Consider the following 20,669-nt stretch of genomic DNA (forward strand, 5'->3'; position numbering starts at 1 on the left):
CATGGCCGGCGAGACAGTGATCACGGTGGTCGGGAATCTGACCGCCGACCCCGAGTTGCGGTTCACCAATAGCGGTGTCGCACTCGCGTCGTTCACGATCGCGTCGACTCCTCGCACCTTCGATCGTCAGTCCAACGAGTGGAAGGACGGCGAAGCGCTGTTCCTTCGCTGCACGGTCTGGCGCGAATACGCGGAGAACGTGGCGAACTCGCTGACCAAGGGTGCTCGTGTCATCGCTCGCGGAAACCTCCGTCAGCGCGGATACGAGACGAAAGAGGGCGAGAAGCGCACCTCTTACGAGCTCGATGTCGACGAAATCGGCCCCTCGCTTCGCTACGCCACCGCTCAGATCGCGCGCACACAGTCGCGTGGCCAGGGTGGCGGCTTCAGCGGAGGCGGCGGACAGCAGCAGCCCGCAGGTCAGCCCGAGTGGGGCCAGCCAGCGGCGCAGCAGTCGAACGACAACCCCTGGGGTAACGCAGGCCAGGGCGGGGCAGCGAGCGGTTTCGGCTCGGGCTTCGACGACGAGCAGCCTTTCTAAACACTTCCGCCCCGTCGGGGCAGTTCACGAAAAGAGATCAATATGGCAGGCAAGCAGGGCGGCGCGAGTCGCAAGCCGAGCCGCGGGAAGAACGCAAAGGTTCTCGCTCCCGCGAAGAAGCAGACCGTTGGCGTCATCGACTACAAAGATGTCGCGACGCTGCGCAAGTTCATTTCTGAGCGCGGAAAGATTCGCGCGCGTCGGATCACCGGCGTTTCTGTTCAAGAGCAGCGACTCATTGCAAAGGCAGTTAAGAATGCCCGCGAGATGGCGCTTCTCCCCTATGCCGGTTCCGGCCGCTAAGGAGGCGCATCATGGCGAAGGTGATTCTTACAAACGAGGTTTTGGGTCTCGGTTCCGCGGGTGACGTGGTCGAGGTCAAGAACGGTTACGCACGCAACTACCTGGTTCCCCAGGGATACGGCGTGCACTGGAGCCGCGGTGGCGAAGCCCAGGTGGCTCAGATCCGCGCGGCTCGCGATGCGCGTGCGCACGCTTCGGTCGAAGATGCTCAGGCATTGAAGGCGAAGCTGCAGGGCGGCAAGATCCGTCTGTTCGCGAAGAGTGGCGCAGAGGGTCGCTTGTTCGGCTCGATCAAGCCAGCCGCTGTTGCGGCCGCGGTGTCGGAATCCGGCATTGGTGAGATCGACAAGCGGAAGGTCACACTTCCGACGATCAAGACGACCGGTGAGTACGTCGCGACGATTCACTTGCACGAGGGTGTCGACGCCGAGGTGACCCTGCAGGTCATCGCTCAGCGCTAGTTCTCGCAGACACCCACAGCGGGGTGATCGCCTTCACGGGCTGATCACCCCGCTTTCGTGTGTTCATGTGGAGGACATCTGGGCGGAGGATCGGTACCGTCGTGTGAAATCGGACGCTGTGTGAAATTGGGTGTTGACAAGTCGGCAAATCGTCTGTACTTTTCCACAACTGAGACGGCATGCGAAGCTTCAAGTTGCACATGAGACTTGGATAAGTCCACACCTGTGCGAACGTGAAACCCCAGTTCAGAGCTGAAATTCTCTTTGGACTCAGGATAGTTTCCACAGGCTGTCCACAGGCCTGTGGACAAAACACGTCGAAATCAGACAAGTTATGCACCAAGTTATGCACAGGGTTACCCGGGCCTCGTTTGGTGGAATCGACGCCACCCCCTACGGTGAATGTCGGTAGCTCGGTGTCTGATGGGTGAACACCACGAGAGCGAACCGAGCGCGGTTCGCAGGACGTAATCGCAGAAAGAGGATCGAGTGTCGATCGCACATCTCGGGTTTCCCGAAGCCCCCGCCGACTATGGTGATGAGCCACGTTCGTACGAACGCACGCCACCGTACGACCTGTTGGCAGAGCAGAGCGTGCTCGGCGGAATGCTGCTTTCCAAAGACGCGGTGGCCGACGTGTACGGCATGCTCCGCGGGGTCGACTTCTACGTGCCCAAGCACGAGGTCATCTACGACGCGATCCTTGAGCTCTATTCGCGCGGCGAGCCCACTGATGCGATTACCGTCACCGACCAGCTCACCAAGAGCGGCGACCTGCAGCGCGCCGGCGGGGCGGAGTACCTGTACACGGTGACCAGCGTGGTGCCGACCGCCGCGAACGCGAGCTTCTACGCCGACATCGTCGGCGAGAAGGCGCTGCTTCGTCGCCTGGTCGAGGCCGGTACGCGTATTGCGCAGATGGGTTACGCGGCCGAGGGCGAGGCGATCGACCTCGTGAACAACGCGCAGGCAGAGATCTACTCGGTGACCGGAGCCGACAAGGCCGAAGACTACGTGCCGCTCTCGCTCGCAGTCGAAGCCGCGGTGCACGAGATCGAAAAAGCCCAGATGGCTGACGGCGGCATGATGGGCGTGCCCACCGGCTTCGCCGAGCTCGACGAAAAGACGAACGGGTTCGCCGGGGGGCAGATGATCATCATCGCCGCACGGCCCGCCATGGGTAAGTCCACGCTCGCGCTTGACGTTGCCCGCTCGGGCGCGATCCACCACAATCAGACCACGGTGTTTTTCTCGCTCGAAATGGGTCGCGCCGAGATCGCGATGCGTTTGCTTTCCGCCGAGGCGACGATACCGCTGCAGAAGTTGCGCAAGGGCGAACTCGATCAGCGCGACTTTCAGAAGCTGGCGGCCACTCAGGCTCGGATCAACGAGGCCCCACTCTTTATCGACGACAGCCCGAACCTGACCCTGGTCGAGATTCGAGCGAAGTGTCGCCGGCTCAAGCAACGCCACAACCTCAAGATGGTGGTCATCGACTATCTGCAGCTGCTCTCCTCGGGCAAGAAGGTAGAGAGCCGTCAGCAGGAGGTGAGCGAGTTCTCGCGTGCGTTGAAGCTGCTCTCGAAAGAGCTCGAGGTGCCGGTCATCGCGCTGTCACAGCTCAACCGTGCTTCCGAGCAACGTGCCGACAAGATGCCAGCGATCAGCGACCTCCGTGAGTCAGGCTCACTCGAGCAGGACGCCGACATGGTGATTCTGCTGCATCGCGAGTCGACGTATGAGAAAGACAACCCGCGCGCGGGGGAGGCCGACCTGATTCTCGCGAAGCAGCGTAACGGACCGACGGGCACCGTGACGGTGGCATTCCAGGGTCATTACTCGCGGTTCCAAGACATGCCGAGTGGGCACTAGCTGCGGGCAAAGCTCCCGAGCCGGCGTACACCGTTCACTCGGGATGCGCTGAGGAGCGAGCGATAGACTGAAGCCAGGCTGAGAGAAGGGCTGAGCGTCATGACGACAGCGATACACGATTCGTCGCGCTCAGGAAACCCCGAAAGTCGAGACCTGCGTCGGGCGCGACTGCTGCGAGCAGTGGTGCTACTCGTGGCGGGCATCGTCATCGCGTTCACAGCGACTATGCACAGCGACCCGGCGTTTGATCGTTGGGTGCTGTGTGCGAGCCTGCTCGCTATCGGCATCACGACCATCATTGAGTTTTTCGCGGTTCGCGCGACGCCGGCAAGTTGGCTCGTTGCCGCGCGCGCGACGCTCGCGCTCGTTGCCGCCGCCGCCATCTTGGTGTCGAGCAGTGCCTTCGACACCTCCCTAGTGCTCGCAGTCTGGGCAGCCACCTCCGTGATCATCGCGGTGGTGCGCGTCACCCAAGGATCACAGGCACGGGGAGTCGCCGTTCCGTCCGCGATCCTCAGCGGAGCACTCGCCGTGCTCGTCCTGGTGTTCCGCGATGACCTCATCGCCGTGATCGGTTTCTTCGGTGCCTACGCCATCGTCCGGGGAGTCTTCCTCGGCATCTCGGCGTTTGACACGCGGGGCACGACCACCGTCGATCCTGCAGAAACCGCGCCCGGCGACGACGCGTTCGCGCCCGCCAACTAACACTCACCGACCCGAAAGCACTTCATGACCGAGCTCACCCCGCCCGATGAACCACAGCGCGTGACCCCATCGCGTCGCGACCGGCTGCGCCCACTCGAGTTGGTGGGCTTTTCGGGTGTCCTGGCGATCTTTGCCGCTCTCGTCGTGTTGCTCGTGCTGCGCACACCTGAGGGAACACCCGACTTTGCGTTTGCCGGTATCGCCGCTGGTATCGCGTTCATTGTCGCGCTGATGGTGGTTGCGCTGATTGGACTCGGGGGGAAGCCCAGCGAGGAAGACGTGCAGGCCCGCAAGGATCTTCAGTCACCCGATAAGACCGAGAACTGGCACTAGCCTTCGTCTGTGTGAGCCGACCATTCACCGGCTCAGGTCGTTGCCGTGCTCCTGCGGCGAGCCCAGGCCCGGGAATCGCGGCTGGAAAGCGCGAGTAACACCAGGATGTCGAGGGCGAGCACCATGAGTGTGGTGCGGATCGTGATCTCCTCTCCCATCGCGAAGTAGCCGATCGCTGAGGTGGTGATGCTGAGCGTGAGCCCACACATCACGAGAATTCTCGCGGTGTTATTGCCACGCCAAATCAGCCAGGCAAGCAGGAAGAGCGCGATGATCCCCACACCGCTCACGCTTGAGACGAGCCAGCCTCCGAACTGAGCCTCCTCCGTGTCGAATCCTTCCTCTGCCACAATTTCTGGCCAAACCAGCAGGAAGGCACCGAGCCAAAGCAGACCGGCCAGCGCGCGGGTGAGAACGAATACGGCTCCCAGTACGGTGGTTGCCGGTCGTTTGGACGGAAACTCAGCGGAAGATTCGCGCTCAACAAGCACCAGGGCCGGCTCGATGGCTGCGCGCTTGCGTGACTCAGTCACGATCCACACCCCGGATCGCTGCCTCGATCTGCACCTGGTGTGATCCATCGGTCTCGACGGGAAGCGCTCGCAGGTCGAGGATCGGCAGGTCACCGTCAGTGCGGATGCTGTCGCCACCCCCGTTTCGCGAGTGATATCCAGTGGAGAAGTCGGGAAGGACCCGCAGTCGAGCGGCCTCGTTGTGGGCCAGAACCGTGCCGACGATGTGATCGCGCTCGACATCGGTATCGGCATCGATCTTGTGTGTGATCTGCAGCGTAAAGAGCGAGAACCCGACCGCGCGGTCGAACGTGCCCGCCGCGAGCCAATCGACCCGCTCGCCGCCAGGCAGCAGCCACCCCTCGGGAGTGCGCCAAAATCGCACGTGGTGCCGCTTCGCGGGATTGCCCGTGACCTCCTGCTGGTAGGCGAAGTCTTGCATGCGGCCAAACAGGAACAGGGGACTCACGGGGGCTTCATCGTAGCTGCGGCGGGTCACCGTCGAAGTGACGATGCGCAGCGACGAGCGCACAGTCACGGGGTCGGCCCGGGTCCAGGCCGCCGCGCGCAGTGCCTGATGCAACTGCTCTGCCTCGCCGAGGAGCGCGAGGTTGATGGGATCACCGAGCAACCCATCGCTCGTGCGGGTGCGGCCGATGAAATAGTCGGGAACGTAGATCGTGGTCAGTACCCTGTGAATGCGGGGGAGTACCAGGTAGGCGAGCAGTCCCCAGAACAGGATTGCAACGAGAATGCCCCACCAACCGATGTGGAAGGATTCGGTGAGCAGGAGCCACGCGAGCCACACCGCGGCGATGCCCGCGAAGATGAAGAAAAACTCATCGAGCACGGCCGTCAGTGAGACGCGGCTTCGTCGCGATCGCTGCTTTCCTCCGGTGCCCCCGCTCATACCCACATCGTAGACCGGGTGATGCGACTTCAGTCTTGTACGTAGTCGATCAGTTGCGCGGCCGAGCCCACGTAGGTGGCGGGGGTGAGCGCGAGCAGGCGCTGCTTCGCCTTGTCGCCGATCTCGAGCCCCTGCACGAACTCGATGAGGTCGGCCTGGCCGATCCGCCGCCCGCGGGTGAGATCTTTCAGTGCCGCGTACGGGTCTTCGATCGTGGATCGCCCAGCCGTCACCTCGGCGCGAATCACCGTCTGAATCGCCTCGCCGAGCACCTCCCAGTTGCCATCGAGATCGGCAGCGAGCACCTCGGGTGCCGCGTCGATCTGCCCGAGGCCGCGCAGCACATTATCGAGGGCGAGCACCGAGTGCCCCAGCCCCACGCCGATGTTCCGCTGCGCCGAGGAGTCGGTGAGGTCGCGCTGCCAGCGGCTGGTGACCAGCGTCGCGGCGAGCGAATCGAGAATCGCGTTCGAGATTTCGAAGTTCGCTTCGGCGTTCTCGAAGCGGATCGGGTTCACCTTGTGCGGCATCGTGGATGAACCAGTTGCGCCCTCGACCGGAATCTGGCGGAAGTAGCCGATGGAGATATAGCTCCAGATGTCGGTGGCGAGGTTGTGCAGGATACGGTTCGCGTGGGCCACCCGGCCGTAGAGCTCAGCTTGCCAATCATGCGATTCAATCTGCGTGGTGAGCGGGTTCCAGTCGAGCCCCAGCCCCTCGACGAACTCGCGCGAGATGGAGGCCCAGTCGGCAGCGGGATCCGCCGCGAGGTGGGCGGCAAACGTGCCGGTCGCGCCAGAGAACTTGCCAAGGTACTCGATCCGCTCGATTTGCGCGACCTGGCGATTCAGGCGGTAGACGAACACCGCGAGTTCCTTGCCCAGGGTCGTGGGGGTCGCCGGCTGGCCGTGGGTACGACTCATCATGGGGAGCTCGCGGTACTGCTCGGCCTGGCGCTCAAGCTCGGCGATGACCGCCTGAAGCTTCGGCAGCCACACCTCGGCGATGGCCTGCTGCACGGTGAGTGCGTACGAGAGATTGTTGATGTCTTCGCTCGTGCAGCACACGTGGGTGAGCTCGGCGAGGTGGCCGAGGCCCTGCGCCTTCAGTTGGTCTCGCACCAGGTATTCGACGGCCTTAACGTCGTGCTGGGTGCGCGCCTCGGTCTCGGCAAGCTGGTCGATCTCGGTCTGCCCGAAGTTCGCGGCCCACGCGCGCAGCGCCTCGAGGTCTGAGTCGCCGAGCGGGGTCGCGCCCAGCAGGGAGTGGCTGGTGAGGTACGCGAGCCACTCGACCTCGACGTGCACGCGCGCCTTGTTCAGCCCCGCCTCCGAGAGGAAGTCGCCGAGCCCTTCGACCGCCTTGCGGTACCGTCCGTCGAGCGGGCTGAGCGGCTGTGGGGGCAGTGCGGTCATGTGCGGGTCTCCGATGCGTCGAGGGTGGATCGCGGTCCACTCTCTATTCTCGCACTTCGGCGCGGTGCGCTATTCTCGCCCGGTCTCAACCCCCGACTGGCCCTCCCGCCCGCTGCGGAGCCTCCGGTCTCGTTGGGTGGACGACGGCGCAGGGTTCACTGCGCTTGAGGCATGCGCCATTGTCCACCCCAGGTACCTATTCGGGTTAGACCTCGCCGCGCTTCGGCTTGCCCGTGCCGAGCAGGCCGTTCAACAGCCCGGAGATGATCGACAGCACGAGGGCCGCGAGCACGCCCCACCAGAAGCCGTCGACCTGCAGGCCGAAGCCGAGCAGCCCCGAGATCCAGGCCACGACCCAGATCAAGAACCCGTTGATGATGAGGCCGAACAACCCGAGCGTCAGGATGCGGATCGGGATCGAGACGAAGCGCACCACCCTGCCGAGGGTGCCGTTCACGAGACCGAAGATGAGGGCGATGATGACGTAGGTCGCGATCACTCCCCAGTTGTCGTCGGAGAGGGGCTCGATCCACACGCCGTTGTTGCCACTCCCACCCACGATCAGCGTGGTGAGCCACAGCGCGAAGGCGCCGACCAGAATTCGCATGACAGATCTCATGCATCAAGTTTCGCACCGGCCGCACGGCAACGGCCAAAAACTTGCCGATCCCGCACATATCCGCCCCGCGAAAAGCTCGGTTAGTACACTAGGTCGAGATGAGTCAGACACCTCCCCTCTCGTTCGACATGGTGGATCCCGAGCCGATCCGCTTCCTTGACGACGACGGGCGCTACGCCCCGTCCCCGTCCGCTGTCGCGTACGCCGACGAACTTGACCAGGTCGGCGAGGCCGAGTTTCGGCAGTGGTATCGCGACATGGTCGCGACCCGCGCGTTCGACACTGAGTGCACGCACCTGCAGCGCCAGGGGCAACTCGCGCTCTGGGTGCCGAGCGTCGGGCAGGAAGGTTGTCAGGTCGGCCTCGTGCACGCGACCGAACCGCAGGATCACATCTTTCCGGCGTACCGCGAGCACCTGGTGGCTCGGGTTCGCGGGGTCAGCCTGACGAACGTCGCGGCACAGTTCCGTGGCCTCACTCACGGCGGGTGGGACGTCACCGACCCGAAGAACGGCAACTTCCACCTCTATACCCTGGTGCTCGGGGCACAGACCCAGCATGCGACCGGCATGGCCCTCGGTCAGCTGCTCGACGCGAAGCGACGCGCGGGCGACACGACCCTCGACCCCGGCGAGCCCGGCACCGCGACCGGCGAGGCCACGATGGTCTTCTACGGTGACGGCACCTCCAGCCAGGGTGACGCGAACGAATCGATGATCTTCGCCGCCAGCTACCAAACCCCCGAGGTCTTCGTGGTGCAGAACAACCAGTGGGCGATTTCGGTACCGGTCGCGCGGCAGAGCCGCACCCCGCTTTACCGGCGCGCACTGGGCTTCGGCCTGCGCAGCGTACAGATCGACGGCAACGATCCGCTCGCGGCCTTCGCGGTGGGCAATCGCTTCCTGCGCGAGGCACGTTCGGGCGGCGGGCCGGGCTACATCGAGGCCCTCACGTACCGCATCGGTGCCCACACCACGAGCGACGACCCCACTCGGTATCGGGAAGATGCCGAGCTTGTGGCATGGCAGAAGCGCGACCCGATCCACCGCTTTGAGAACTACCTGCGCGCACTTGGCGTCGAGGAGGAGTTCTTCACGCAGGTGCGCGCGGAGTCTGAGGTCGAGGCGAAGCGCATGCGTGAGGAGATTCTGCACCTCCCCGCGCCCGAGCCCCACACCATGTTTGCCCACGTCTATAGCGAGCCGCACCCACGCATCGACGAGCAGCGTGCCTGGCTCGAACACTACGAGGCGTCGTTTAGCGAGGGTGCGAAGTAATGCTGACTGAACGAGAAACCCTGCCGATCGCCCGCGCGATCAACGAAGGGCTGCGCGCCGCAATGGCCGCCGACGAGCACGTACTGCTGATGGGTGAAGACATCGGGCCCCTGGGCGGCGTGTTTCGCGTGACCGACGGGTTGCACCGGGAATTCGGATCCGCCCGCGTGCTCGACACCCCGCTCGCCGAATCGGGCATCGTCGGCAGCGCGATCGGCCTTGCCATGCGCGGATACCGCCCGGTGATCGAGATCCAGTTCGAGGGTTTCATTTTTCCCGCGTTCAACCAGATTGTCTCGCAGCTCGCGAAGATCACGAGTCGCCATGATGGCAAAATTTCGATGCCGATCGTGATCCGCGTGCCCTACGGCGGCCACATCGGCGCGATCGAGCACCATCAGGAAAGCCCTGAGGCGTACTTCGCGCACACCCCGGGCTTGCGCGTGGTCTCGCCGTCGAACGCGCACGACGCGTACTGGATGATTCAGCAGGCCATCCAGTCGAATGACCCGGTGCTCTTCTTCGAGCCCAAGGCAAAGTACTGGCAGAAGGGCGAGGTGGATCCCGCAGCCCCAGCCGCAGACCTGCACCGCACGCGCATTGCCCGCCCGGGCACCGACTGCACAGTAGTTGGCTTTGGTGCGATGGTGACGACCCTCTTGCAGGCCGCCGAGGTCGCGCAGGGGGAGGGCACGAGCCTTGAGGTTGTGGATCTGCGCAGCCTCTCCCCGATCGACTACGAACCGCTGCTCGCCTCGGTGCGCAAGACGGGGCGACTCGTGGTGGCGCAGGAGGCTTCGGCGAATGCGAGCCTCGGCAGCGAGATCGCCGCCTACGTGGGGGAGCACGCGTTCTACACGATGCAGGCGCCCGTGCTCAGGGTGAGCGGATACGACGTGCCGTTCCCGCCGGCGAAGCTCGAGGGCCTGTTCCTCCCCGACGCGGATCGCGTGCTTGAGGCCGTCGACCGCACCATGAACTACTAGATCGTGACCGAGCCGAAGGAGCCCCGATGACCGAGCAGTCGTTCCCACTTCCCGATGTGGGCGAGGGCCTGACCGAGGCAGAGATCGTGACCTGGATGGTTGCCCCCGGCGATACCGTCGAGCTTAACCAGGTGGTGTGCGAGATCGAGACCGCGAAGTCGCTGGTCGAGCTGCCATCGCCTTTTAGCGGCGTCGTGACGGAGTTGCTCGCCGAGATTGGGCAGACCGTGCCGGTGGGGGAGCCGATTATGCGGATCCGCGCCACGGGTGATGCCAATGCCGATGAACCCGATGATTCGGCTGATCTCGCCGCGGACGCCGAGGCTGAAGCCGAGACGCATGATGTGGTCGCCGATGCCGCCGCGAGCGTGGAGCGAGAAGGAAACGGCGCTGACGAAAGCGCTGGAGGTGCCGTGCTGGTCGGGTATGGTGCCGCCGGCGCGGTGAAGAGCCGGAGGCGCCGCGGAGGCGAGCCGCTTCTCAACGGTTCCCCGACGAAGCTCGCCCCGCTGCCGGTCGCCGAGGCCGCACCCGTGATCGCGAAGCCGCCGATCCGCAAGCTTGCGAAAGACCTCGGGGTGGATCTCACCCGGCTCACCGGTTCGGGTATCGCGGGAGAGATCCTGCGCGATGACGTGGTGCGCAACGCCACGGAGGCCACCCTGTTCCGCAACATCGTGACTCCCGACGCGCCCGCGGCGCGCGAGGAGCGGATCCCGCTGAAGGGGATGCGCAAGCTCACGGCGGAGGCGATGGTCGCGAGCGCCTTCGACGCGCCCCACGTGGGCGTGTTCACCGATGTCGACGCAACGCGCACGATGGAGTTCGTGAAGCGTCTCAAGACGTCGACCGACTTTGCGGGCACCAAGGTGTCACCACTGTTGATCTTTGCGAAGGCGATGCTGTGGGCGATCCGCCGTAATCCCGAAATCAACTCGACATTCACTGAGACCGAGATCATCCACCACCATTTCGTGAACCTCGGCATCGCAGCGACGACGCCGCGCGGGCTGATTGTGCCGAACATCAAAGAGGCGCAAGACATGAGCCTGCTTGAGCTCGCGCAGGCGATCGAGCAGCTCACGATCACCGCGCGCGACGGCCGCACGAAGCCCGCCGACATGCAGAATGGCACCATCACGATCACGAACATCGGGGTGTTCGGCATGGACTTCGGCACGCCGATTCTGAACCCCGGCGAGGTGGCGATCATGGCGATGGGCACGATCCGCCAGAAGCCGTGGGTGGTCGATGGTGAGGTGCGCCCGCGCATGGTGACGACGGTGGGTGGATCCTTCGACCACCGAGTCGTCGACGGTGATGTGATTTCACGATTCGTCGCCGACGTCGCCTCGGTGCTGGAGGAGCCCGCGCTGCTGCTCGACTGAGTAATATCGGGGTTCTTCGAGGCCAGTTTGCCGCAAAGTCGAAATATATTTGAAATTTTCTCGGTATTTTCGCTTTACGGGTGAAAATGGGCTGTATCGTCGTACCTAGAGGACGCGGTGACGCGGACTGATCCCGCTCCCCATGAACGGCCACAAGCCACTGAACATGTACGGCCACAGGCCAAGCGACGTCCTTGCCAGTATTGACGGCGCTCTCTGAGTAGCGCTGTCTTCGTGTTGCCCTAAAGGAGAATCTCCGTGTCATCAGCGACTTCCCACGCCACTGCGACCAACGGCCTGTCGCAGGCCCAGACCATCACCCGAGAAGAGATCTTCACCGCGCACCTCGGCGGCAAGCTCAGCGTCGAACTGACGCAGCCGCTCGAGGATCGCCGCGACCTCTCGATCGCGTATACGCCCGGTGTCGCGCAGGTGAGCGCGGCCATCGCCGAAGATCCGGCTCTGGCCGAGTCGCACACCTGGGCCTCGCGCCTGGTTGCCGTCGTCTCAGACGGTACCGCGGTGCTCGGGCTCGGCAACATTGGGGCAAGCGCGTCGCTGCCCGTCATGGAGGGGAAGAGCGCTCTGTTTAAGCGTTTTGCTGGGCTCAACTCCATTCCGATCGTGATCAATACGACCGATGTTGATGAGATTGTAGAGACCATCGTGCGGATCTCGCCGAGCTTCGGGGCAGTCAATCTTGAAGATATCTCTGCCCCACGCTGCTTTGAGGTTGAGCGTCGCCTCATCGAGGCCCTCGACATGCCCGTCATGCACGATGACCAGCACGGCACCGCCGTCGTGGTGCTGGCCGCGCTCACCAACGCGGTGAAGGTCGTGGACAAGCAGCTGCGCGATCTCCGCATCGTTATTTCGGGCGCGGGATCCGCTGGCATCGCGGTCGCCGAGATTCTGCTCGCGGTCGGGGTCACCGACCTGATCGTGATCGACTCGAAGGGCACGCTGCACACCGAGCGCGACGACATCGAGCACATGAAGCTCGACATGGCGCAGCGCTCGAACCCCCGCGGTGTCTCCGGTGGTACCGAGGCCGCGTTGGCCGGTGCCGACGTGTTCATCGGGGTTTCTTCGTCGCAGGTGCCGGAGGCGCATATCGCCTCGATGGCGGAGGGCTCGATCGTGTTTGCACTCTCGAACCCGAACCCTGAGATCGCGCCTGACGTGGCGCAGAAGCACGCCGCGGTCGTCGCCACGGGCCGCAGCGACTTCCCGAACCAGATCAACAACGTGCTCGCATTTCCCGGTATCTTCCGCGGGTCGCTCGACGCGGGCGCGCGTCGCATCACCACCGAAATGAAGCTGGCGGCGGCGCAGGCGATCGCCGATCAGGTTCCGAACCCGGCGTTCGACGAGATCGTGCCAAATCCCTTCGCGCCCGGTGTGGCCGAGGCCGTCGCCCGCGCCGTGATGGGTGCGGTACAGCCCGGCGCGTAGCGCCAACTCCTCAGCACTTCACGACCTCAGTGCCCCGCGAAGTAGGGCGCAAGTGGTGCCTTCGGCGCTGTCGAAGCAACCACTTGCGCCCACCGAAAGTCTGGGTGGATCGCGATTCACCCACACCCCCTTCTTGTAGGGCGCAAAGGGCTGCTTCATCAGAGATGAAAGCGCCGCTAACGCCCTCTCTGAAAGAGGGGGGCACAGGAATGGCCCGCCCCCGGAGGGACGGGCCATACTGCTTCGTGTGGAGACTACTGTAGGTCGAAGCGGTCGAGGTTTGCGACCTTGACCCACGCCGCAACGAAGTCCTGCACGAACTTCTCCTTGGCGTCATCGCTCGCGTAGACCTCTGCGAGGGCGCGCAGCTCGGAGTTCGAGCCGAACACCAGGTCGGCGCGGGTGCCGGTCCAGGTCTGCTCGCCGGTGGCGTCGTTCGTGGCCTGGAACGCCCGCGATTCGCCGTCGAGCGGCTTCCACGTGGTGTTCAGGTCGAGCAGGTTCACGAAGAAGTCGTTCGTGAGCTGCCCTGGGTTCTCGGTGAGCACGCCGTGCTCCGAGCCGTCCCAGTTCGCACCCAGCACGCGCAGACCGCCCACGAGCACCGTCATCTCGGGGGCCGAGAGGGTGAGGAGGTTGGCGCGATCCACCAGCAAGTGCTCGGCTGGCAGGCCCAAGCTGCGCTCACTCTCGTAGTTGCGGAAGCCGTCTGCGGCGGGCTCGAGGAAGCCGAACGACTCGACATCGGTCTGCTCCTGCGAGGCGTCGGTGCGGCCCGGGGTGAACGGCACGTCGATGGCGACACCGGCAGCCTTCGCGGCCTGTTTCACGCCGGCGTTGCCCGCGATGATCACGAGATCTGCGAACGAGACCTGCTTGCCCGCCGCGGCCTGCGCGTTGAACTCGGCCTGAATGCCCTCGAGCACGCCGATGACGCGGGCGAGCTGCTCGGGCCTGTTCACCTCCCAGCTGCGCTGGGGTTCCAGGCGGATCCGGCCGCCGTTTGCGCCACCGCGCTTGTCGCTGCCGCGGAACGAGGCAGCCGATGCCCAGGCGGCGGAGACCAGCTCGGCAACCGAGAGACCCGAGGCAACGACCTTCTGCTCAAGCGCCGCGACATCGGCCGCATCGATGAGCTCATAGTCGCGCGCCGGGATCGGATCCTGCCACAGCAGGTCTTCCGCCGGAACCTCGGGGCCCAGGTAGCGGGCCTTCGGGCCCAGGTCGCGGTGCGTGAGCTTGAACCAGGCGCGTGCGTACGCGTCGGTGAACGCCTCGTGATCGTCACGGAACTTCAGCGAGATCTCACGGTAAATCGGGTCTTCGCGCAGCGACAGGTCGGTGGTAAGCATGCGCGGCTCGCGACGGCTCTCGCCCTGCGCCATCGGCACCATGTCGGATCCGCCACCGTCTTGTGGGCGCCAGTGGAAGTGTCCACCCTCGCCCGTGGTGAGCTCCCACTCGTACGCGAAGAGGATGTGGAAGAACTCGTTGTCCCAGCGCGTCGGGTGGTAGGTCCAAGTGACCTCGAGGCCGCTGCCGATCGTGTCATTCCCGTTGCCGGAGCCGAAGTTGTTCTTCCAGCCCAGGCCCTGCTGCTCCATCGGGGAGGCCTCGGGGTCTGCTGCGACGTGTCCCTCCTCGGGCGCGGCGCCGTGCGTCTTCCCGAAGGTGTGGCCACCGGCGATCAGCGCGACGGTCTCTTCGTCGTCCATCGCCATGCGTGCGAAGGTCTCGCGGATCTGGTGCGCCGCGAGCAGCGGGTCTGGGTTTGCCCGCGGGCCCTCGGGATTGACATAGATGAGGCCCATCATCGTCGCGCCGAGCGGCTTCGCAAGCTCGCCACTCTCGTCGAGTCGGTCCTCGTCGCCGAGCCAGCTCTTCTCCGAGCCCCAGTACACGTCATCGTCCGGCTCCCACACGTCGGGGCGTCCGCCGGCGAAGCCGAAGGTGGGCATGCCCATTTCCTCGTGCGCGACGTTGCCCGCGAGGATCATCAGGTCACCCCACGACAGTGACTTGCCGTACTTCTTCTTCACGGGCCACAGCAGGCGGCGCGCCTTGTCGAGGTTCACGTTGTCGGGCCAGCTGTTCAGCGGCGCGAAGCGCTGCTGGCCGGTGCCACCGCCGCCGCGACCGTCGAACACGCGGTAGGTACCGGCGCTGTGCCACGCCATACGGATCATGAGGGGGCCGTAGTTGCCGAAGTCGGCTGGCCACCAGGGCTGCGAATCGGTGAGCACGCTCGCGATGTCGCGCTTCACTTCAGCGAGATCCAGGGCCTCGAACGCGGCCTTGTAGTCGAAGTCGCCGCCGAGCGGGTTCGCCACCTCGGGGTTCTTCGCGAGGATCTTCAGGTTCAGGCGGGTGGGCCACCATTCCTTATTGCCGGTACCGGGGCCGGTGCCCTTGGCTTTGCCGCTCGGGAAGGGCTGTTCCTTCGGGTTTGCGCCACCAGCGGCGTGGGCGCCACCGCTGTGATCGACGGGGCACTTGTCCATATCAGACATGCTGATCCTTTCGTTGGGAGTGAGTAGGTGAAGTCAATGGGCCTGCGTCGCACGCAGCGCAGATACCGCGGAACGTGACTGAGGCCTCGAGCACTCGCATACCGTGCGCGTCATGCGGCGTGAGGCACGGAGCTTCGCCGACGACACAGTCGACGTCTTCGATGCGGTGGCACACGATGCACTGCACGTGGTGATGATTGTCTGCCGTGCGTGTTTCATACAGTGCGCTGCCCGAATCGGGCGTGTCGATGCGCTGCAGGATGCCGTGCGTGGTCAAGTCGTGCGTGATGTTATGCACGGATTGGGTCGACATTGAGGGCAAATCGTGCGCAAGCGCGGTGTGGATCTGCGCGACGCTCGAGTGGGGGTGAGCCTCAATGTGCGCGAGTGCCGCGAGGCGGCCGGAGGTCACGCGCAGCCCTGCCTCGCGCAGGAGTTCGCTCCAGCGCTCGGGGGAGGTGGTCTCGAGGGGGTGCATCAGCCCCAGTCTATCCTATTTTGAGTGGATCAAATCTAAAAGTTCGCGAAGCCGACGCGCGCTGTTTACCGGTGACGGTGCGGGCCGGCGCGCCGGTGGCCCTCGGGTTCGAGCTGCAGGGTCGAGTGATCCACCCCAAAATGTTCGCGCAAGCACGCCTTCGCCTCGTCGAGCACCCCGTGCACCGGCTGATCGTCCCAGGTCTCGCCGGTGAGGGTGACGTGCGCCGACAGGGCGAGTACCCCGCTCGTGATCGTCCAGGCGTGGAGGTCGTGCACCTCGACGACACCGGGAATCGCGCACAGGTGGGTGCGGATCTGTTCGGTATCGACCCCGCGCGGGGTGGCCTCGAGCAGTACCTCGACGACGTCGCGCAGGAGGCTCAAGGCGCGCGGCAGAATCAGAACGGCGATCAGGATCGACGCGGCCTGATCCGCCCATACCCAACCGGTGCCCCAGATAATGAGGGCGGCCACAATCACCGCGACCGAGCCCAGCAGGTCGCCGAGCACCTCGAGATACGCGCCCCGCACGTTGAGGTTCTGCTTCTGCCCCTTCCGCAGGATGAGAAGCGACACTAGGTTCGCGACCGCACCGATGACCGCGGCAATGAGCATGATGCCGGGATCCACCTCGACCGGCTGCCCCAGGCGACGCAGCGCCTCGACAAGTACCACCACCGACACGACGCACAGGATTAGGCCGTTGACGAGCGCCGCGAGCACCTCGACGCGCAGATAGCCGAAGGTGCGGGCGGCCGTGGCGGGCAACGCTGCGAGGTAGCTGGCACCGAGCGCGATCGCCACCCCCGCGGAGTCCGTGAGCATGTGCGCGGCATCGGCCAGCAGCGAGAGCGACCCGGAGAGCAGCGACCCGATGACCTGCACCGCCACCACCGTGAGCGTGACCACGAGCACGATCACAAATCGGCGCCGGTGGAACTCGCTCGCGGTGGAAATGGGAAGCGCGTGGGCGGCTCCGTGCGTATGCCCGCGGTGCCGGGGTGGATGCTCGGGTGAATCCGGGTGGTCAGCGCTAAAGCCGGGCGCGCATGCGTTCGAGGCGTCGGGGCGCTCTCTTGCCCCGTCCTCGTTGCCGGTCACATCGGCCAACTCAGGAACTCGCCGTTGGCTCGCTGGAGGCACTCCGGAAGCGCCGCAGCAGCAGGCTGTTGCCCACCACGAACACGCTCGAGAACGCCATCGCGGCCCCGGCGATCATCGGGTTCAACAGGCCCAGGGCAGCAAGCGGAATCGCCGCGACGTTGTAAGCAAACGCCCAAAACAGATTGCCCTTGATCGTGCCGAGGGTTCGGCGCGAGAGGCGGATCGCGTCGCTCGCGCTCCGCAAATCCCCGCGCACCAGGGTGATGTCGGCGGCCTCGATGGCCGCGTCGGTGCCGGTACCCATCGCCATGCCAAGATCAGCCTGAGCGAGCGCCGCCGCGTCGTTCACCCCGTCGCCGACCATCGCAACCACGCGGCCCTCGGCCTGGAGTGCCTTGATCACGTCAACCTTGTCGGCTGGCATCACCTCCGCGGTGACCCGTGAGATCCCGACCTCGCTGGCGATCTGCTCAGCGACCGCGCGATTGTCGCCGGTGAGCAGCATCGGTTCCAGCCCCAACGCCTGAAACTGGCGGATCGCCTCAGCACTCGAGGGCTTCACGGTGTCGGCAACCGCGACCACTCCGCGCATCCGCCCGTCCCAGGCGGCGATGACGGCGGTCTTGCCCTCCCGCTCGAGGCGCTCCTTTTCCGCCAGAAGCTCGGGGTCTGCCGGGATCGCCCACTCGGTGAGGAGCGACGCGCGGCCGACGAGCACCGCGATGCCCTCGATGACGCCCGTGACTCCCGTGCCTGCGACGTTGCGGAACGATTCAACGGGGGGCAGATCCACCGGGGAAATCTGCAACTCTTTGGCGGCGTCACGCGCGATCGCCTGCGCAATGGGGTGCTCGGAGGCGAGTTCGAGCGCGCCCACCAGACGAAGCAGTTCGGCGCGATCCACACCCGTCGCGGGCACCACATCGGTGAGGGTCATCTTGCCGCTCGTGATGGTGCCGGTCTTGTCGAGCACGATCGTGTCGACGCGTCTGGTCGATTCGAGTACCTCGGGGCCCTTGATGAGGATGCCGAGCTGTGCGCCTCGGCCCGTGCCAACGAGAAGCGCGGTCGGGGTCGCGAGCCCCAGGGCGCACGGGCAGGCGATGATGAGCACCGCGACCGCCGCGGTGAACGCGCTCGCCGCGGGGTTGCCGAGTAGCAGCCAGACGACGAGGGTGACGATCGCGAGGCCGATGACGATGGGCACGAAGACGCCCGAAATGCGGTCGGCGAGGCGTTGCACCTCGGCCTTCCCCGACTGCGCATCCTCGACGAGCTTCGCCATCTGCGCGAGCTGGGTGTCGCTGCCCACGCGTGTCGCCCGCACGACGATGCGGCCGCTGGTGCTGACGGTGCCGCCCGCGACCGCGTCGCCGGGTGCCGCCTCGACGGGCACCGACTCGCCGGTGAGCATCGAGGCGTCGATCGCGGAGTGACCCTCGGCGATGACGCCGTCGGTGGCGATTTTCTCGCCGGGGCGCGCAACGAAGTAGTCGCCCACACTGAGCGCCTCAATCGGAACGCGAACCCCGGTGGCGGGGAATGCGAGGCCTGAGCCTTCGGTGGATTCGTTGGCGGCGGATCCGGCTGCGCCTGCGACGCTCTCTGCCGGAGCCGAGCTCGGCCGCACCACCTCCACGTCCTTCGCACCCAGTTCGAGCAACGCCCGGAGGGCGGCACCCGCGGTGCGCTTCGAGCGTTTCTCGAAGTAGCGCCCGGCGAGCAGGAACGTGGTGACGCCCGCGGCGACCTCGAGATAGATGTTGCCCGCACCGTCGCTCGGCTGCACGGTCAGTTCGAAGGCGTGCGTCATGCCGGGCATGCCCGCGTGCCCGAAGAACAGCGCAAACAGCGACCACAGGAAGGCGGCGCTGACCCCCACGGAGACGAGGGTATCCATGGTGGTGGCACCGTGCCGGAGGTTGATCCACGCGGCCCGATGGAACGGCCAGGCCGCCCACACGACCACCGGCGCGGTCAGGGTGAGCATCGCCCACTGCCAATAGGTGAACTGCAGCGCCGGGATCATCGAGATCAGGATCACCGGGACCGACAGCCAGATTGAGCCGATGAGCCGCTGCCGGAGGGAGGTGAGCTCGGGGTCTGGGGGGTCTTGGGGTGTGCGGGGGTCACCCTCCTCGTAAGTTGACAGTAGATGTTCTTTACCAGCGTTGTTTGGGACATCTACTGTCACATTGCGGTGCGCAGTCGCCTTCGGCTTGGGCAGCTGGGCGGTGTAGCCGGTCTTCTCGACCTCGGCGATGAGGAGCTGCGGGTCGAAGCCCGTGGGCACCTGAACGCGCGCTTTCTCGGTCGCGTAGTTCACCGCGGCCTCGACGCCGTCAAGTTTGTTCAGCTTCTTTTCAATACGCAGCGCGCACGAGGCGCAGGTCATTCCGCCGATCTCGAGTTCGACGCTCGGGGCCGGGGTCGGGGTCGGTGCGGGTGAGGGTGCGGTTGCCACGGTGGGCCTTCGATCTCTGGGTACGGGTGGTGCGGGGCTGGGGCGTTACTGGTCGGGTGGACGGTTTCGCGAGCTTCGACTGCCGCCAAGGTCGCGAAGTTGTCCACTGCGTGCAGGGCTGCAGGGCTGCAGGGCTGCAGGGCAGCGGGGTGGATCAGGCTCGCTCGGCGGCGTACCCGGCCTCGTCAACCGCGGCGAGCACCGCGGCATCATCGACGGGCGCGTCGCTCGTGACGGCAAGGTGGCCGGTCGTGGCGTCGACCTCGATGCTCGTTACGCCCTCAATCTGACCCACCTCCTCGCGGATCGCCCGCTCGCAGTGGCCGCAGGTCATCCCGGTGACGGTGTATTCGGTGGTGGTCATGGAGTGCTCCATTCAGTTGTTCAAGCGCGTCGTCGTGTGCCCCGCGGCAGCGATCTCGTGTTCGATGCATCCAGACTCTCTCGGATGAGAGAGGATCCACATACCCACCTGGGGGAACTATCGGCTGAAACGCCAAACTGTTGAACCATATTCCCTCCTTCGAGACCGCACACCCCCAGTAGGCTCCTGCGTATGGAAGCGCGGATTGGGAATGAGATCGACGCGATCGACGCGCTTGAGGCTGCGATCGCCAGATTCACCGGACTGCTCTCACAGGCGAGCGGAGAAGAAGAGGTTCCGACCTGTCCGGGGTGGAACGTGCGCGACCTCGTTATTCACCTGGGCACGATTCATCGTTGGGCCGCGGCGATAGTGCTCAGTGGTCAGATGGCACGTAAGCCCCGCCCAATCGTTCGTGGGGGACTCGCGCACTGGTATTCGGGGGCCAGTTCAGCGCTCGTTGCCGCGCTGAAAGCGGTCGAACCAGACGAACCTGTTCCGAATTTCGGCACGATCGATGAGACCGCGGCTTTCTGGGTGCGCCGACAGCTGCACGAAGTGATTGTGCACACCTGTGATCTTGCGATGGCGTGTGCCGGGGCTGAACCCGAGGTCGAGCTACCTGCTGAGCTCGCGGCCGATGGCATCGATGAGCTGCTGACGGTCTTCTTTCGGCGATTGGTGGCGAACGGGTCACCGCCTCATGTGCGCGAGAATATCCGCATCACTGCAACAGATATCGGAACCACTTGGGTTGTGGGCCCAGGCGAGATACCCGAGTTGCTCCCCACAGGCACCGCGGCAGACGCGACGATTGAGGGCACTGCTCAAGATCTCTACTTCGCCCTGTGGGGGCGCACCCCCATTGACAGGCTTGACATTCAGGGTGAGGCCGCTCTGGCGCTTCTCGACGGTCCGACCAGCCTCTAGCTCCGCGCCCCCCGAACCAGCCCACCACCCACCCCGCAAC

Annotated in this window: 20 protein-coding genes; 11 read left to right on the top strand and 9 right to left on the bottom strand. The window is 65.1% G+C overall.

Annotation, left to right across the window (positions count from 1 at the left end; translation table 11 throughout):
- The first annotated feature begins 1 nt into the window (after position 1).
- The 6 genes from ACTNFK_RS00550 (at position 2) to ACTNFK_RS00575 (ending at position 4,215) form a co-directional block, all read left to right on the top strand.
- A complete protein-coding gene (locus tag ACTNFK_RS00550) occupies positions 2-541 on the top strand; it encodes a single-stranded DNA-binding protein (RefSeq protein WP_435936415.1) in 540 nt (179 codons plus the stop codon).
- Positions 542-583: 42 nt separating this feature from the next.
- On the top strand, positions 584-844 hold the full coding sequence (gene rpsR / locus ACTNFK_RS00555) for a 30S ribosomal protein S18 (protein WP_433645399.1): 261 nt from the start codon (positions 584-586) through the stop codon (positions 842-844).
- Positions 845-855: 11 nt separating this feature from the next.
- Positions 856-1,305 carry a 50S ribosomal protein L9 gene (gene rplI, locus ACTNFK_RS00560; protein ID WP_435936416.1) on the top strand — a complete coding sequence of 150 codons (450 nt, stop codon included), beginning with the start codon at positions 856-858 and terminating at the stop codon, positions 1,303-1,305.
- Positions 1,306-1,794: 489 nt separating this feature from the next.
- Complete coding sequence (gene dnaB / locus ACTNFK_RS00565) at positions 1,795-3,177, top strand: replicative DNA helicase (protein WP_433645397.1); 1,383 nt, start codon at positions 1,795-1,797, stop codon at positions 3,175-3,177.
- Positions 3,178-3,276: 99 nt separating this feature from the next.
- A complete protein-coding gene (locus ACTNFK_RS00570) occupies positions 3,277-3,882 on the top strand; it encodes a hypothetical protein (protein WP_435936417.1) in 606 nt (201 codons plus the stop codon).
- Between the two features lie 24 nt (positions 3,883-3,906).
- Positions 3,907-4,215, top strand: a complete 309-nt coding sequence (locus ACTNFK_RS00575) for an ABC transporter ATP-binding protein (RefSeq protein WP_433645394.1) — start codon at positions 3,907-3,909, stop codon at positions 4,213-4,215.
- A 32-nt stretch (positions 4,216-4,247) separates the two neighbouring features.
- Here the strand turns inward: ACTNFK_RS00575 and ACTNFK_RS00580 are convergent, their stop codons facing one another.
- From ACTNFK_RS00580 to ACTNFK_RS00595, 4 genes are all read right to left on the bottom strand, one after another.
- Complete coding sequence (locus ACTNFK_RS00580) at positions 4,248-4,748, bottom strand: hypothetical protein (protein WP_435936419.1); 501 nt, start codon at positions 4,746-4,748, stop codon at positions 4,248-4,250.
- Entirely contained in the window at positions 4,741-5,637 is an 897-nt protein-coding gene (locus ACTNFK_RS00585) for an LssY C-terminal domain-containing protein (protein ID WP_435936421.1), read from the bottom strand. Before ACTNFK_RS00585 ends, ACTNFK_RS00580 begins: the two co-directional genes overlap by 8 nt.
- Before the next feature lie 29 nt (positions 5,638-5,666).
- The gene (gene purB, locus ACTNFK_RS00590; RefSeq protein ID WP_435936422.1) at positions 5,667-7,052 is read right to left on the bottom strand and encodes an adenylosuccinate lyase; all 1,386 of its coding nucleotides are present in this window, start codon (positions 7,050-7,052) and stop codon (positions 5,667-5,669) included.
- A gap of 205 nt (positions 7,053-7,257) precedes the next feature.
- Positions 7,258-7,671, bottom strand: a complete 414-nt coding sequence (locus ACTNFK_RS00595) for a phage holin family protein (RefSeq protein WP_435936423.1) — start codon at positions 7,669-7,671, stop codon at positions 7,258-7,260.
- 98 nt (positions 7,672-7,769) lie between these two features.
- On the opposite strand from ACTNFK_RS00595, the gene ACTNFK_RS00600 reads away from it, so the two are divergent.
- The 4 genes from ACTNFK_RS00600 to ACTNFK_RS00615 all read left to right on the top strand — a co-directional run bounded on the left by ACTNFK_RS00600 (position 7,770) and on the right by ACTNFK_RS00615 (position 12,777).
- On the top strand, positions 7,770-8,948 hold the full coding sequence (locus ACTNFK_RS00600; RefSeq protein ID WP_435936424.1) for a thiamine pyrophosphate-dependent enzyme: 1,179 nt from the start codon (positions 7,770-7,772) through the stop codon (positions 8,946-8,948).
- Positions 8,948-9,934 (top strand): alpha-ketoacid dehydrogenase subunit beta, encoded by a 987-nt coding sequence (locus ACTNFK_RS00605; protein WP_435936425.1) that lies wholly within the window; start codon positions 8,948-8,950, stop codon positions 9,932-9,934. Before ACTNFK_RS00600 ends, ACTNFK_RS00605 begins: the two co-directional genes overlap by 1 nt.
- Positions 9,935-9,960: 26 nt before the next feature.
- The gene (locus ACTNFK_RS00610) at positions 9,961-11,322 is read left to right on the top strand and encodes a dihydrolipoamide acetyltransferase family protein (protein ID WP_435936427.1); all 1,362 of its coding nucleotides are present in this window, start codon (positions 9,961-9,963) and stop codon (positions 11,320-11,322) included.
- Positions 11,323-11,580: 258 nt separating this feature from the next.
- Complete coding sequence (locus ACTNFK_RS00615) at positions 11,581-12,777, top strand: NAD(P)-dependent malic enzyme (protein ID WP_433645386.1); 1,197 nt, start codon at positions 11,581-11,583, stop codon at positions 12,775-12,777.
- Positions 12,778-13,031: 254 nt separating this feature from the next.
- Here ACTNFK_RS00615 and katG read toward each other — a convergent pair whose 3' ends face one another.
- From katG to ACTNFK_RS00640, 5 genes are all read right to left on the bottom strand, one after another.
- The gene (katG, locus tag ACTNFK_RS00620; protein ID WP_435936428.1) at positions 13,032-15,287 is read right to left on the bottom strand and encodes a catalase/peroxidase HPI; all 2,256 of its coding nucleotides are present in this window, start codon (positions 15,285-15,287) and stop codon (positions 13,032-13,034) included.
- On the bottom strand, positions 15,280-15,765 hold the full coding sequence (locus tag ACTNFK_RS00625) for a Fur family transcriptional regulator (protein WP_435936429.1): 486 nt from the start codon (positions 15,763-15,765) through the stop codon (positions 15,280-15,282). Before ACTNFK_RS00625 ends, katG begins: the two co-directional genes overlap by 8 nt.
- A gap of 65 nt (positions 15,766-15,830) precedes the next feature.
- Positions 15,831-16,868 carry a cation diffusion facilitator family transporter gene (locus tag ACTNFK_RS00630; RefSeq protein WP_435936430.1) on the bottom strand — a complete coding sequence of 346 codons (1,038 nt, stop codon included), beginning with the start codon at positions 16,866-16,868 and terminating at the stop codon, positions 15,831-15,833.
- 10 nt (positions 16,869-16,878) lie between these two features.
- Positions 16,879-19,266, bottom strand: coding sequence for a heavy metal translocating P-type ATPase (locus ACTNFK_RS00635; protein WP_435936526.1), 2,388 nt, complete (start codon positions 19,264-19,266; stop codon positions 16,879-16,881).
- Between the two features lie 223 nt (positions 19,267-19,489).
- Entirely contained in the window at positions 19,490-19,699 is a 210-nt protein-coding gene (locus ACTNFK_RS00640; protein WP_433645383.1) for a heavy-metal-associated domain-containing protein, read from the bottom strand.
- 192 nt (positions 19,700-19,891) lie between these two features.
- Between ACTNFK_RS00640 and ACTNFK_RS00645 the strand changes: the two genes are divergently transcribed.
- Positions 19,892-20,629, top strand: coding sequence for a maleylpyruvate isomerase family mycothiol-dependent enzyme (locus tag ACTNFK_RS00645; RefSeq protein WP_435936431.1), 738 nt, complete (start codon positions 19,892-19,894; stop codon positions 20,627-20,629).
- The last annotated feature ends 40 nt before the right edge of the window (positions 20,630-20,669 follow it).

Source organism: Leucobacter fengyongliangi (assembly GCF_052386045.1).

Coding starts and splice junctions, on each gene's coding strand:
- ACTNFK_RS00550 (WP_435936415.1), top strand. CDS start 2: ATGGCCGGCGAGACAGTGATCACGGTGGTCGGGAATCTGACCGCCGAC.
- rpsR (WP_433645399.1), top strand. CDS start 584: ATGGCAGGCAAGCAGGGCGGCGCGAGTCGCAAGCCGAGCCGCGGGAAG.
- rplI (WP_435936416.1), top strand. CDS start 856: ATGGCGAAGGTGATTCTTACAAACGAGGTTTTGGGTCTCGGTTCCGCG.
- ACTNFK_RS00570 (WP_435936417.1), top strand. CDS start 3,277: ATGACGACAGCGATACACGATTCGTCGCGCTCAGGAAACCCCGAAAGT.
- ACTNFK_RS00575 (WP_433645394.1), top strand. CDS start 3,907: ATGACCGAGCTCACCCCGCCCGATGAACCACAGCGCGTGACCCCATCG.
- ACTNFK_RS00585 (WP_435936421.1), bottom strand. CDS start 5,637: ATGAGCGGGGGCACCGGAGGAAAGCAGCGATCGCGACGAAGCCGCGTC.
- purB (WP_435936422.1), bottom strand. CDS start 7,052: ATGACCGCACTGCCCCCACAGCCGCTCAGCCCGCTCGACGGACGGTAC.
- ACTNFK_RS00595 (WP_435936423.1), bottom strand. CDS start 7,671: ATGAGATCTGTCATGCGAATTCTGGTCGGCGCCTTCGCGCTGTGGCTC.
- ACTNFK_RS00600 (WP_435936424.1), top strand. CDS start 7,770: ATGAGTCAGACACCTCCCCTCTCGTTCGACATGGTGGATCCCGAGCCG.
- ACTNFK_RS00605 (WP_435936425.1), top strand. CDS start 8,948: ATGCTGACTGAACGAGAAACCCTGCCGATCGCCCGCGCGATCAACGAA.
- ACTNFK_RS00610 (WP_435936427.1), top strand. CDS start 9,961: ATGACCGAGCAGTCGTTCCCACTTCCCGATGTGGGCGAGGGCCTGACC.
- katG (WP_435936428.1), bottom strand. CDS start 15,287: ATGTCTGATATGGACAAGTGCCCCGTCGATCACAGCGGTGGCGCCCAC.
- ACTNFK_RS00625 (WP_435936429.1), bottom strand. CDS start 15,765: ATGCACCCCCTCGAGACCACCTCCCCCGAGCGCTGGAGCGAACTCCTG.
- ACTNFK_RS00635 (WP_435936526.1), bottom strand. CDS start 19,266: ATGACCTGCGCCTCGTGCGCGCTGCGTATTGAAAAGAAGCTGAACAAA.
- ACTNFK_RS00640 (WP_433645383.1), bottom strand. CDS start 19,699: ATGACCACCACCGAATACACCGTCACCGGGATGACCTGCGGCCACTGC.
- ACTNFK_RS00645 (WP_435936431.1), top strand. CDS start 19,892: ATGGAAGCGCGGATTGGGAATGAGATCGACGCGATCGACGCGCTTGAG.